This is a genomic window from Brachybacterium sp. SYSU DS0246 (assembly GCF_059391765.1).
Map to the genome: position 1 here is coordinate 45,492 of NZ_JBZXYT010000008.1, position 12,820 is coordinate 58,311.

Sequence of the window (12,820 nt, forward strand, 5' to 3'; positions counted from 1 at the left end):
GCGGGCACCCTCACTCGCTGGACATTCCCAGCAGGTCGGGCAGGAACAGGGAGATCTGCGGAACGAACACGACCAGCAGCAGCCCGGCCACCAGGGGCACGTAGAACGGCAGCAGGCGGCGGATGACCGGCTCGACCTTGACCCGCCCGACCCGGGCGCCGACGAACAGGATCACGCCGACCGGCGGGCTGATCGTCCCCAGGCACAGGTTGAAGGTGATCATCATGCCGAAGTGGATCGGGTCGATCCCGAGCTCCTGGGCCACGGGCAGGAAGATCGGTGTGAAGATCAGGATCGCCGGGGTGGGATCCATGAACATCCCCACCAGCAGCAGCGCCAGCATCATCAGCAGCAGGATCACCGTCGGTGAGGTCGAGACGCCCAGCAGCGCCTCGGCGATGGACTGCGGGATCGTCGCGTAGGCGAGGACCCAGCTGAGCACCGAGGAGACCGCGATCAGGAACAGCACCACGGCGGTCGTCCGGGTGGCCGCGAGGAACACCTCCGGCAGCTTCCTCACGGTGAGCTGACGGTAGATGAACCCGAGGATCAGCGAGTACACCACGGCGATCACCGCGGACTCGGTCGCGGTGAAGACACCGGCGAGAAGACCGCCGATGACGATCACGATCATGAACACGGCGGGGATGGCGCGCAGCAGGGTCAGCACGCCGAGCCGCAGGCCCACGCCGCCGGTCGCACCGCCGCCGTCGTGGCCCACCAGGGACCGCCGCCGCAGCGCCACCAGCAGCACCGTGGCCACGCACGCCAGGACCCACACCAGGCCCGGACCGTAGCCGGCGGCGAACAGGGTGGCCACCGATGTCGAGGAGACCAGCGAGTACACGATCAGCGTGTTCGAGGGCGGGATGAGCATCCCCGAGGGTGCGGAGGCCACGTTGACCGCGGCGGCGAAGGCCGGGTCGTACCCGTCCTTGCGCTGGCGTGGACCGAGGATCCCTCCCACTGCGGCCGCGGAGGCGACGCCGGCGCCGGAGACCGATCCGAACAGCGCATTGGCGACCGCGTTGGTCTGCGCCAAGGAGCCCGGCATGCGTCCCACCAGGACTTTGGCGGCGTCGATCAGGCGGGCGGCGACGCCGCCGGTGTTCATCAGCTGACCGGCGAGCACGAAGAACGGGATCGCGAGCAGGGTGAAGGAGTTCGCGCCGGTGAACATCCGCTGGGCGGAGACGAACACGGCCGGCTCGGGGCCGACGACGGCCAGCAGCGCGATGACGGAGGGCAGGCCGATCGCGATCGCGATCGGCGCGCCGACCGCGATCAGGATGACGACGCCGATGATGAGGATGATGCTGGCCAGGAGTGCCGGATCCATGGTCACCGCCCCTTCGTGTCGTCGTCGGTGTCGGCCGCTCGGGCGGCGCCCGTCGGGAGCGCCGCGTCCTCCGGCCCCGCAGGCGGCTCGTCGCCGGCCTCCGCGGCGGGCGCGAGCCGCTCCCCGCGGACCACACGGACGAGATCCTCGGTTGCCAGGGCCGCGATCATGAGGCCTGCGATGGGCAGCGCCAGGTACATCTGGCCGACGGAGAAGGGGAAGCCGGGGATGGTCTGCTCCCAGGAGATCGCCGTGCCGCGCAGCCCGCCCCAGACCATCGCCAGCAGGCTGAACAGCATGGTGGCCAGCTGGACCAGGATGCGGAAGAGGTGCTGGAGGCGCTGCGGTGCTCGTTCGGCGATGATGTCGACCGCGACGTGGCCGCGTTCGCCGAAGACCAGCGTCATGGCGAACAGGCCCAGCCAGACGAACATGTACTGCGCGGTGGTCGTCGTCCAGGCGCTGGGGCTCTGGAGGACCTGGCGGGTGAAGACCTGCCAGACCACCACGAGCACGAGCACCGCGAACAGCGCGATGCACAGGACCTTGAGGGCGGCGAGGAGTCCGGATCGTGCTCGTGCCATCACGGCGCCTCCTCGGATGCGGCGCGGATCGCCTCGTACATCGCGATGTCCGCCTCGTCCTGGAGGATCGCGTAGCCGGTCTCCTCGATGATCGGCGCGAACGCTGCGGGATCTGGCTCGTGGATCTCCACCCCGCGCTCGCGCATCTGCTCGGTGGCCTTCTCCGTCTCCTGCCGCCAGATCTCCACGAACGCGTTCTGGGTGTCGGTGAACGTCTCTCGCAGCGCGCGCGAGTCCTCGGGGCCCATCTCCTCGAGCAGGTCGGTATTGGCCAGGAAGAAGTCGAAGCCGATGAGGTGATTGGTCAGCGTGTAGTGCGTGGCGACCTCGTAGTGGCGCTGGGTGACGTAGCTGATCTCGTTGTTCTCGGCGCCGTCGAGCACACCGGCCTGCAGGCCGGTGTAGACCTCGCTGTAGGCCATCGGGGTGGGGACCCCGCCCATGGCGTTGATCAGGTCGAGGAAGATCTTCGACTCCTGCACCCGGATCTTCAGCCCCGAGAGGTCGTCGGGGGATTCGATCGGGCCCGGGGCGGTGTAGAGGTGGCGGCTGCCCTGGGTGAAGCCTCCGAGCACCGTCAGCCGCATGTCGGGTTCGAGGGAGGTGAACAGCTCCCCCACGATCGAGTCGTCGAGCATCACCCGGTTCTGGTGGTCCATGTCGTCGAAGACGCCGGGGACGTTCATCGGCAGGAACCGGGGCGAGGAGTTCTCGATCTGGGTCCCGGAGATGACCGCCATGTCGATCGCGCCGTCCGAGACGAGCTGGACGGTCTCCTGCTGATCGCCGAGCGAGTTGTTCGCATAGACGCGCACGCCCCACCGGTTGTCCGTCGCGGCGGCCAGGCGCTCCCCGAAGTCGAGCAGGGCCCCGTAGCTGGGATGGTCCTCGGCCTGGCCGAGCGAGACGGACAGGATCCGGTCGACGTCGGTGACTGCTCCGGCGCGGGAGACGCAGCCTCCCAGGAGCGCTGTTCCGGCACCGGCCATGGGCAGCGCCGTCAGGAATCCACGACGCCCGAAGCCTTTCCCGGGTGGCCGCTCTCCCGCGGTGGCGCGGGGGACGTCTCGTCGACGAGACATCGTTGTTCGCACTGCATTCCTCCTCGAATGGACATGCCGCGGCGCTCGGGGCGCGATGTGCGCACCCCCGAGGGCCGTGAAGCCGGATCAGCGTGCCAGGCGCGCAGAATTCGGCATCAACCCTTGCCACGCGTTGCCGGGGCCGGGGCCGGCAGGGGCGCGGACATGCCCGGGACCGGAGCATGCGAAGGGCCCCGACCCTCCCTCAGGAGGATCGGGGCCCTGCACTCGCACGGGACGAGCGACACGGGATGAGCCGTGCGGCGGGTGATCAGGAGATCACATCATGCCGCCCATGCCTCCCATACCGCCCATGCCACCCATGTCGTCGCCGCCGCCGCCGGCCGGCGCCTTGGGCTCCGGCTTGTCGGCCACGACGGCCTCGGTGGTCAGGAACAGGCCCGCGATGGACGCGGCGTTCTGCAGCGCGGAGCGGGTGACCTTGACCGGGTCGATGATGCCGGCCGCGACCAGGTCCTCGTACTCGCCGGTGGCGGCGTTGAGGCCGTGGCCGACGGGCAGGTTCTTGACCTTCTCGGCCACGACGCCGCCCTCGAGACCGCCGTTGACGGCGATCTGCTTGAGCGGGGCCTCGACGGCGACCTTGACGATGTTCGCGCCGGTCGCCTCCTCGCCGGTGAGCTCCAGCTTGTCGAAGGTGTCCTTGCCGGCCTGCAGCAGCGCCACGCCACCACCGGCGACGATGCCCTCGTCGACAGCGGCCTTCGCGTTGCGCACGGCATCCTCGATGCGGTGCTTGCGCTCCTTGAGCTCGACCTCGGTGGCCGCGCCGGCCCGGATGACGGCCACGCCGCCGGCCAGCTTCGCCAGGCGCTCCTGGAGCTTCTCGCGGTCGTAGTCCGAATCCGAGTTCTCGATCTCGGTGCGGATCTGGGAGACGCGGCCGGCGATGCGCTCGGCGTCGCCGGAGCCCTCGACGATCGTGGTCTCGTCCTTGGTCACGACGATCTTGCGAGCCTGGCCCAGCAGGTCCAGCTCGGCGGTCTCCAGCTTGAGGCCGACCTCCTCGGAGATGACCGTGCCGCCGGTGAGGATCGCCATGTCCTCGAGCATCGCCTTGCGGCGGTCACCGAAGCCGGGAGCCTTGACGGCCACGGACTTGAAGGAGCCGCGCAGCTTGTTGACCACGAGCACCGCGAGGGCCTCGCCCTCGACATCCTCGGAGATGATCGCCAGCGGCTTGTTGGACTGGATGACCTTCTCCAGCAGCGGCAGCAGGTCCTTGACCGAGGAGACCTTCGAGCTGAGCAGCAGGATGTAGGGATCCTCCAGGACCGTCTCCTGGCGATCGGAGTCGGTGACGAAGTAGGGCGAGATGAAGCCCTTGTCGAACCGCATGCCCTCGGTGAGCTCCAGCTCGAGGCCCATGGTGTTGGACTCCTCGACCGTGATCACGCCTTCCTTGCCGACCTTGTCGAGGGCTTCGGCGATGAGCTCGCCGATGGCCGGGTCGGCCGCCGAGATGGCGGCGGTGTTGGCGATCTGCTCCTTGGTCTCGACCTCGTGGGCCTGGGACAGGAGGGTCTCGGAGACCGCGGCGACGGCCTTCTCGATGCCGCGCTTGAGCGCCATCGGGCTGGCGCCGGCGGCGACGTTGCGCAGGCCCTCCTTGACCAGGGCCTGGGCGAGGACGGTGGCGGTCGTGGTGCCGTCACCGGCGATGTCGTCGGTCTTCTTGGCGACTTCCTTGACGAGCTCGGCGCCGATCTTCTCGTAGGGATCGTCGAGTTCGATCTCCTTGGCGATCGACACGCCGTCGTTGGTGATGGTGGGGGCGCCCCAGGACTTCTCGAGCACGACGTTGCGGCCCTTGGGGCCGAGGGTGACTCGGACGGCGTCGGCGAGCTGGTTCATACCCCGCTCGAGGCCGCGCCGGGCCTCCTCGTCGTAAGAGATGAGCTTGGCCATTGTGGAATCTCTCCCGTGTGGTGTGGTGTCCACCCGACCCTCGTGCCCGCGACGGACGGCACCCCACGCCGTGTTCATGTCCCACGGCGCCGGATCCCTCACGGGGCCGGAATGTTGGTGGCCGGCGAAGCAGCGGACTGCTCCCCGGACAGGCTCACGACTCTCGAGGGCGGCCTCGCCGATCGGCGCTGTCACTCTCGATCATCGAGTGCCAGATCATCATAAGCACTCCGACCCGGAGAGTGCTAACCCTGGGCGGCTTCTTCTGGCAGCGGAACCTCCGGGGAGTCCATTCGCCCGACGATGCAGAACGCGCGCCGCCCTCCCGGATCGGGGGTCGACGCGCGCCCTGCATGCGTGAGAGGCCTTCGGCCTGCGGGATTCAGCCCTCGCCGCCGCCGTCCTCGCCGCCGCCGTCCTCGCCCTCGGCGTCCGCGCCGGGTTCGTCGACAGCCACGAAGGTGATGCGTGCGTCGTACTCATCGCTCTGACGGGCCTCCCCGGCACCGACCTGCTGGGCGAGCGCCTGCGCGCTCTCGGCGTCGGCCTCGTCGCGGTAGAACACGACGGGCTCCTCCTGCGTGTTGTCCGCGGTGGCGACGCCGACCTCCGTCCATCCCTCGCCCTCGAGGGTCTCCTCCCAGGTTCCGGCCAGCCCGTTGATGCCGCCGGCATTGACGACCAGCACGGGAGTGGACAGATCCGGCTCCGGGGCCGGCTCCTCCTCGGTGGTCGCCTCCTCGCCGTCGGCAGGGGCCTCCTCGCTGGACTCGCTCGCGGCGGGTGTGGTGGGGTCCTCGGCCCGCTCGTCCCCGTTGCCGCCCATGCCGCCGATGAGGAAGAGCAGCACGACCAGCATCACCACGGCAGCGCCGATGATGATGATGTAGAGCAGGTTCTGGCGCCAGAACGGCTCCTCGGCGCGGTGGGCGCCGTGGAAGGAGGCGCTGTCCGCCTCCTCGTCGAAACGGTCCGGCGGGTAGGGATACTGGGAATCAGCCACGGCCCCATTAAACCTGCTCCGGGCGGCAGGTTGTCGGAGCACACGCCCCGCACGTCGGGTCAGCACGGACCCGCCTCGGCCCGGGTCGGTCCTCGCTCAGGCCACGCGATCGGCGCCGCGCGCAGGGGCGGCGCCGTGCTCGGAGGTGCGCTGCGAGCGCAGCCGGTTCACCAGTGCCGGGGCCGCCCTCAGCGCCGCCGGCTCGTCGAGCAGCGTGTTCAGCCTCACGTAGTAGCCGACCTTGGAGATCCCGATCTCCTCGCGGATCGCGCGCTCCTTGGAGCCGACGTAACGGAAGGTCCGCGATTCCAGGGCGAGGATGCGCTGATCCAGGTCCGACAGCTCCGAGGAGGCGGTCGGCGGGGCGTCCTGCGAGCCCTGACGGGCTTCGTCGGGCTCCGCAGAGGCGTCGTGGTCGGAAGGCATGGACCGACAGTACGGCTCCCGAGGCGCCGGTCATCGGCGGCGCGCCGCACCCCTGGCGAGGATGGAAGACTGGTCACATGCCGCAGCCGCTCACCGAGATCATCAGTGCCGATTGGGCCCGCGAACTGTCCCCGGTGGAGGACCGGATCCATGCCCTGGGCGAGTTCCTGCGCGCCGAGGTGGACGCCGGCCGGGGATACCTTCCCTCCGGCGACCGGGTGCTGCGCGCCTTCACCCGCCCGATGGCCGACGTGCGGGTGCTGATCGTCGGCCAGGATCCCTATCCGACGCCGGGACATCCGATCGGCCTGTCCTTCGCCGTCGAGCGCGATGTGCGTCCGCTGCCCCGGTCGCTCGCCAACATCTACGCCGAGCTCGAGGACGACCTGGGGATTCCCCGCGCCGTGCACGGGGACCTGACCGCCTGGCAGGACCAGGGGGTGCTCCTGCTGAACCGGGTGCTGACAGTGGCACCGGGCAACCCCGCCTCCCACCGTCGGCGCGGGTGGGAGGAGGTCACCGAGCTCGCGATCCGCGCCCTGGTGGCACGCGGCGGTCCGCTGGTGGCGATCCTCTGGGGCCGCGACGCCCAGTCGCTGATCCCGATGCTCGGGGGCGTGCCGCACATCGCCAGCGCCCATCCCAGCCCGCTGTCGGCCTCCCGCGGCTTCTTCGGGTCCCGGCCGTTCTCGCGGGCGAACGCGCTGCTGGAGCAGCAGGGCGCCGCACCGATCGACTGGCGCGTGGAGCAGCCGGACTGACCCCGGGTCTGTCGCATCCCGGGGTCGGCGCAGTGCGTCCCGAGACGTGGACCGGGCCGGGGCGGCCTGCGGACGGTGTCCCTACGCCCAGGTCCAGCTCTCCAGGATCTGCCGGAGCTCCGGGGAGATCTCCGTGCTGCCGTAGGTCTCCACGACGATCTGCATCACCTGGTCGCCGACATCGGCGCAGTAGGTCTCCGAGACCACGTCCTGGTCCTCATGCGTCCCGGTGGCGCGATAGGCCACGAGCTCCTGACCATCGAGCTCGACGGGATCGATCTCAGTGGCGTCGCCGGTCTCGTCCCAGCTGAAACCGAGGAACGCGGACTGCTGCTGGCACTCCGCCTGGGCGTGGAGGTCGCTCGAGAAGAGGTAGACGTCCAGAGAGTTGCCGGCGTAGGCCTCGTAGTCCTCCTCGTCGATCTCCTCGTCGCGCAGCTGGATGAGCAGCCCGGTCTCCGCCTCCTCCGAGGTGACCCCGCCCGCGACCCACCCCGCCGGGAACTCGAGGCTGAAGGTCTCCTCCTCGAGGCGCTGGGCCTGGGCCGCAGTGGTCTCCGCGCCCGATCCGTGGTCGCGTCTCTGCGTGGCGAGATAGATGACTCCGCCGGTCACGGCGAGCAGCAGCAGTACGATCACCAGCCCGGCGCAGCCGAGCATGACCCACATCCCCGTCCGCCGGCCCTGCTGCGGCCCCGCGACCTCCGGCGGCGGCATCTGCCCGCCCGTCGGCACTCCCCCGTGCCCTGTGTGGGGTGGCTGCCCCATGGTCCCTCCTGCCCCCGAGATCGACACCCGCCGACGGCACCGCCCGCGGGTTCGGGACCATGGTACGGAGCGCACTAGTGTGGTGGCACGTCGAGCGACAGCCCGCCCTACCGCCGCGGAGGAACGATGCCCCTCAATGCCGCCCAGTTCTCCCCTCAGGGACCCGGGGTCGACTACGACCCCCACTGGTACCGCAAGGCCGTGTTCTACGAGGTGCTCGTGCGCGGCTTCGCCGACGGCAACGGTGACGGCAGCGGTGACTTCACCGGCCTCATCGAGAGGCTCGACTATCTGCAGTGGCTGGGCATCGACTGCCTGTGGCTGCCGCCCTTCTTCGCCTCCCCGCTGCGCGACGGCGGCTACGACATCTCCGACTACGAGGCCGTCCTGCCCGAGTTCGGCTCGATCACCGACTTCGAACGCCTGGTCTCCGAGGCCCACCAGCGCGGGATCCGCGTGATCATCGATCTGCCGATGAACCACACCTCGGACAAGCATCCATGGTTCCTCGAGTCCCGGTCGGATCCCGAGGGGCCCTACGGCGACTTCTACGTGTGGTCCGACACCGACGAGAAGTACTCCGAGGCCCGCATCATCTTCGTGGACACCGAGGAGTCCAACTGGGCGTTCGACCCGGTGCGCCGCCAGTTCTACTGGCACCGCTTCTTCTCCCACCAGCCCGACCTGAACTTCGAGAACCCCAAGGTCCGCGAGGCCATGTTCGACGTGGTGAAGTTCTGGCTGGACAAGGGCGTGGACGGGTTCCGGGCCGACGCCGTGCCCTATCTCTACGAGGAGGAGGGCACCGACGGCGAGAACCTCCCCGCCACCCATGAGTTCCTCGCCGAGCTGCGGGCCTTCGTCGATGCCCGCTGGCCCGGCAAGGTGATCATCGCCGAGGCGAACCAGTGGCCGCGCGACGTGGTCGCCTACTTCGGGACCGAGGAGCGGCCCGAGTGCCACATGTGCTTCCACTTCCCCGTGATGCCACGACTGTTCTACGCCCTGCGCGAGGGCAACGCCCGTCAGATCGTGGAGATCATGGCCGACACCCCGGACATCCCCTCGGGTGCCCAGTGGGGCACGTTCCTGCGCAACCACGACGAGCTGACGCTGGAGATGGTCTCCGGTGAGGAGCGCTCGGCGATGCTCGGCTGGTACGCCCCCGACTCACGGATGCGCGCGAACGTCGGCATCCGCCGGCGGCTGGCTCCGCTGCTGGACAACTCCCGCTCCGAGCTGGAACTGATCCACGCGATGCTGCTGTCGCTCCCCGGTTCACCGTTCCTCTACTACGGCGATGAGATCGCCATGGGCGACAACATCTGGCTCGATGATCGCGACGCGGTGCGCACGCCGATGCAGTGGACCCCGGACCGCAACGCCGGGTTCAGCGAAATCACCGACCCCGGCAAGCTCTACCTCCCGGTGATCCAGTCGCTGGTGTACCACTACGCCACCACCAACGTGGAGGCGGAGATGGCCCACTCCGGGTCGATGCTGCACTTCGTGCGGTGGATGCTGGCGGTGCGACGTGAGCACGACGCGTTCGGCATGGGCAGCTATCGCAACATCCCCGCCGACTCGGACCGGGTGCTGGCCTTCACCCGCACCTACGACGGCGCCGAGTACGGCGAGGACGCCGAGGAGCACGCCGAGACGCTGCTGTGCGTGTTCAACCTGGCCCCGCACCCCGTGACCACCACGCTCGAGCTGGGCGGGCTGGGACGACGCACGGTGCGCGACCTGTTCGGCGGCCACGAGTTCCCGCCGATCAGCGACGACGGGAAGCTCATGGTCATGCTCGGCTCCCAGGGCTACTACTGGCTGAAGGTGCGCCCGCTCCATCCCGACGGGGAGCCGATGACGGTCACCACGGCACTGCCCGTCGTGCCCGAGGAGGAGGACGCCTCCTCGAGCATCTGATGCTCGCGGGCACGCGCTCCGTACGCGCGCGCCACAGGCCACACGGCGCACGCCGCACGCCACACGCCACACGCCCCGACCCTGTTCGCGCGCTGGCGTGCACGCCCGCAGCCCTCGGATCAGGAACTGTCGCCGACGTGCCGCTGCCCACGTCGCGACCATCGAGAACGCTCCGTTCGAGCGTCCCGGAGCCGGCGGCGGTATCGTGCGCGGTCGGTAAGGGTCCGATCCGGGCCGCGGTACGAGTGAACGGGAGGCGACGGTGACGACACCACGATCGAGGGCCGAGGAGGCCCAGGATCCGAACACGTCGCCGGAGCGGCTGCTGGAGATCACGCAGCGCCACCCCCAGCTCCACGGCCTCGTCGTGCGCAACCCGTCGTGCCCCGAGGTGGCACGTCAGTGGATCCTCGCGACCAACCCCTGGGCGAAGGACTCGTTCGACGCCGAGTCCGATACCGCTCCGACCCGTACGGTGCCCGCCGACAGCACGGAGTCCGACGACGAGGCAGCGACCCGCGAGGCGGCGACGGGGGCGAGCACCGCAGCCCTGCCCCCGCTGGCCGATGCGGCACCTACCGCAGCCACACCGGCGGCAGCCAGTCCCACCGAGGACGATCCCTACGCCACCTCGGTGTGGGGCGATTTCGCCGACGCGAGAGGACCAGAGGGAGGGGCATCGTCGCCGGCACAGCCCGGCCCGGCGGCCGGCCGCACCGGCGAGAGCCCCACCGTGCGTCTCGCCGCCGGCAGCTCCGCAGTACCGCTGGGCCAGACCAGCCCGGTGACCCCCGCCCCCGTGCCGGCGCAGCAGGCCCAACCGGGGCCACAGCCCCCGCCGCCGCAGAGCCAGCCGCAACCCCAGAACCCGTGGGGGCCTGCCGCCGCAGCTGGTGTCGCCGGCGGCGCGGCGAACGGCCCGGGGCCGCTCGAGGTCGGCACCGGCGGCGGCACCGCCCCGCCCGACGAGGATCCCCCGGATCGACGCCGCGCCTGGTTCGCCTGCGGTGGTTGCCTGGTGCTGGCTCTCATCCTGCTCGTGGTGGCAGGCCTCGTCGGCCGGGCCTGGCTGACCGAGGACTCCGGGGACTACGACCGCAGCACGGCGAGCCCGACAACCTCCGAGGAGCCCTCGGAGACGGCGGAACCCACCGAGGAGGAGACGACGGAGGAGGAACCGGTCTCCCCCGCTCCCGAGGATGCCCAGGAGCTGGAGACGATCAGCTCGCCCACCGGGAACATCTCGTGCCGGCTCGGCGAGGACAGCGTCGGCTGCTCCCTCGGCGAGGAGCACTACTCCGACGCAGGACTCGAGGACTGCGGCGACGAATCCTTCGCCATAGCGGTGGCCGCTGGTTCCCCGGTCCGCAACTGCGGGCAGACCTACGGCGGCAGCTCGCCCCAGACCCTCGAATACGGTCAGAGCGCCGTGAACGGCGATGTCGCGTGCACCAGCAGATCCGACGGGATGACGTGCTGGAACACGAAGACCGGCAAGGGATTCATGGTCAGCCGCTCGACGTACGAGAAGTTCTGAGCGGCCCGGGCAGGTCAGTGCATGCAGGTCTCAGCTGCTCAGCCCCCGGCCAGGGACGCCACCGTCAGCACGATTCCGCCGATCACCGCGAGGATCCCGATGATCTCCATCGGGATCCAGAGGACGGAATGCGGGCCGTGCCTGCCGATCACCCGGCGCCCGTCCTCGAGGACCTGGGCGATCATCTGATCGGCCTCGTCACGGCTGCGCGGGCGCAGGTGACAGGCACCTCACGGCATTCCCCCGATACCGATCGTCCCGAAAGACATCCCGGTGCGGGGCGCCGTGACGGGGTTTCGAGCTGGAGACGAGATTCGAACTCGCAACCGCCTGTTTACAAGACAGGTGCGCTACCGTTGCGCCACTCCAGCGGGTGGGGCCGGCCGACGAATCGACCGGCCCCGAAAGTGTAGAGCAGGTGGCCCGAGCGCTACCACGCGGTGAGCGCTACCACGCGCATCTGCCTGCTCGGCTGAGCTGGCCGCTCAGCCCTGGCCGGCGTCGGAGGCGCCGCCGGCGTCGGAGGCCGAGCTGCCGCCCGCGGCCAGCACCGCCTCTCGCAGGGCGCCCGGCGTGGACCAGTCCTCGAACGCTGTGCCGTCGATCGCGACGTAGGGGGTGCCGCCCCCGGCCTCCGCCCCGTAGGGATCGGCGACCTGTCGCACCCACGGCTGATAGGTGGCATCGGTGATGCAGCTCTCCACCTCCGCCGAGGCACCGGCTTCCTGCGCGTAGCCCCAGATCTGCTCGTCCGTGAGGCCGGCCGAGCCCTCGGCCGGCTGGTTGGCGAACATCAGCTGCTGGAACGGGATCACATTGTCCGGGTTGTCCTCGTAGACACACACCAGGGCGCTGGCCGCGCGGGAGGAGAAGTCACCGGTCGTCGACTGGGTGTCGAGCAGGCGGCGCGGGACCAGATGAAGCGTGGCCTCGTCGTTCTCCACCATGGTGGCGACGTCTTCGCCGTTGGTCTCCTCGAACTGCCCGCAATAGGGGCACATGAAGTCCAGGTGCAGCTCGACGATCGGCTTCCCGGAGTCCTCCGGGGCGCCGAGCTCCAGGTACGGCTGGTCGGCACTCATGCCCTCGGGGACCGCGACGGGGCCGGCCGGCTGCTGCGACTGGTAGATCAGGTAGCCGAGCCCGCCGAGGATGGCCAGTGCCACCACAGTGATCGCGGCGATGACCACCGTCCGTACCGAGCGCTGGCGGCGCAGCTCGGCCTGACGCTGTGTGCGCAGAGCCTCTCGCTGGGCCTCGCGGCGCTCCTGCGCGGACTTCGACGAACCGGACGCGGCCATGATGCTCCTTGCCCCCGGACCGGGGCTGCGGTGGAAGACAGGTCGCAGGGAGTTTAACTGCCCGAGTCTGAGCATTGCTGATCACGCCGGCGCTGCCGCCTGCCGCGGCTCCTGCCGGCGAGCGCGAGCACCTCGGCGCTGCGCTCGGCGCCGCCGGCGCGCTC

General features: G+C 69.9%; 12 protein-coding genes and 1 tRNA gene. 3 read left to right on the forward strand and 10 right to left on the reverse strand.

Annotation, left to right across the window (positions count from 1 at the left end; genetic code table 11):
• Nucleotides 1–10: 10 nt before the first annotated feature.
• The 6 genes from AC5020_RS05535 to AC5020_RS05560 all read right to left on the reverse strand — a co-directional run bounded on the left by AC5020_RS05535 (nt 11) and on the right by AC5020_RS05560 (nt 6,363).
• Nucleotides 11–1,339: a TRAP transporter large permease gene (locus AC5020_RS05535; protein ID WP_464987521.1), complete on the reverse strand. Its 1,329-nt coding sequence runs from the start codon at nt 1,337–1,339 to the stop codon at nt 11–13.
• A gap of 2 nt (nt 1,340–1,341) precedes the next feature.
• On the reverse strand, nt 1,342–1,923 hold the full coding sequence (locus AC5020_RS05540; protein ID WP_464987522.1) for a TRAP transporter small permease: 582 nt from the start codon (nt 1,921–1,923) through the stop codon (nt 1,342–1,344).
• Entirely contained in the window at nt 1,923–2,912 is a 990-nt protein-coding gene (locus tag AC5020_RS05545) for a TRAP transporter substrate-binding protein (RefSeq protein ID WP_464987523.1), read from the reverse strand. Before AC5020_RS05545 ends, AC5020_RS05540 begins: the two co-directional genes overlap by 1 nt.
• 372 nt (nt 2,913–3,284) lie before the next feature.
• Nucleotides 3,285–4,934 (reverse strand): chaperonin GroEL, encoded by a 1,650-nt coding sequence (groL, locus tag AC5020_RS05550; protein ID WP_377016135.1) that lies wholly within the window; start codon nt 4,932–4,934, stop codon nt 3,285–3,287.
• Nucleotides 4,935–5,316: 382 nt separating this feature from the next.
• Complete coding sequence (locus AC5020_RS05555; protein WP_377016133.1) at nt 5,317–5,937, reverse strand: LytR C-terminal domain-containing protein; 621 nt, start codon at nt 5,935–5,937, stop codon at nt 5,317–5,319.
• A gap of 96 nt (nt 5,938–6,033) precedes the next feature.
• Nucleotides 6,034–6,363, reverse strand: a complete 330-nt coding sequence (locus AC5020_RS05560; RefSeq protein ID WP_464987524.1) for a DUF3263 domain-containing protein — start codon at nt 6,361–6,363, stop codon at nt 6,034–6,036.
• 77 nt (nt 6,364–6,440) lie between these two features.
• Between AC5020_RS05560 and AC5020_RS05565 the strand changes: the two genes are divergently transcribed.
• Complete coding sequence (locus tag AC5020_RS05565; RefSeq protein WP_464987525.1) at nt 6,441–7,124, forward strand: uracil-DNA glycosylase; 684 nt, start codon at nt 6,441–6,443, stop codon at nt 7,122–7,124.
• An 81-nt stretch (nt 7,125–7,205) separates the two neighbouring features.
• Here AC5020_RS05565 and AC5020_RS05570 read toward each other — a convergent pair whose 3' ends face one another.
• On the reverse strand, nt 7,206–7,892 hold the full coding sequence (locus AC5020_RS05570; RefSeq protein WP_464987526.1) for a hypothetical protein: 687 nt from the start codon (nt 7,890–7,892) through the stop codon (nt 7,206–7,208).
• A gap of 126 nt (nt 7,893–8,018) precedes the next feature.
• Here AC5020_RS05570 and treS point away from each other — a divergent pair, with 126 nt between their 5' ends.
• Together treS and AC5020_RS05580 are read left to right on the forward strand one after the other, a co-directional pair.
• On the forward strand, nt 8,019–9,818 hold the full coding sequence (treS, locus tag AC5020_RS05575; protein ID WP_377016125.1) for a maltose alpha-D-glucosyltransferase: 1,800 nt from the start codon (nt 8,019–8,021) through the stop codon (nt 9,816–9,818).
• Between the two features lie 262 nt (nt 9,819–10,080).
• Nucleotides 10,081–11,355 carry a variant leucine-rich repeat-containing protein gene (locus AC5020_RS05580; RefSeq protein WP_464987527.1) on the forward strand — a complete coding sequence of 425 codons (1,275 nt, stop codon included), beginning with the start codon at nt 10,081–10,083 and terminating at the stop codon, nt 11,353–11,355.
• A gap of 38 nt (nt 11,356–11,393) precedes the next feature.
• Here AC5020_RS05580 and AC5020_RS05585 read toward each other — a convergent pair whose 3' ends face one another.
• From AC5020_RS05585 to AC5020_RS05595, 3 genes are all read right to left on the reverse strand, one after another.
• The gene (locus tag AC5020_RS05585; RefSeq protein ID WP_464987528.1) at nt 11,394–11,540 is read right to left on the reverse strand and encodes a hypothetical protein; all 147 of its coding nucleotides are present in this window, start codon (nt 11,538–11,540) and stop codon (nt 11,394–11,396) included.
• 114 nt (nt 11,541–11,654) lie between these two features.
• Nucleotides 11,655–11,726, reverse strand: a tRNA-Thr gene (locus AC5020_RS05590).
• A 114-nt stretch (nt 11,727–11,840) separates the two neighbouring features.
• On the reverse strand, nt 11,841–12,656 hold the full coding sequence (locus AC5020_RS05595; RefSeq protein ID WP_464987529.1) for a DsbA family protein: 816 nt from the start codon (nt 12,654–12,656) through the stop codon (nt 11,841–11,843).
• Between the last annotated feature and the right edge of the window lie 164 nt (nt 12,657–12,820).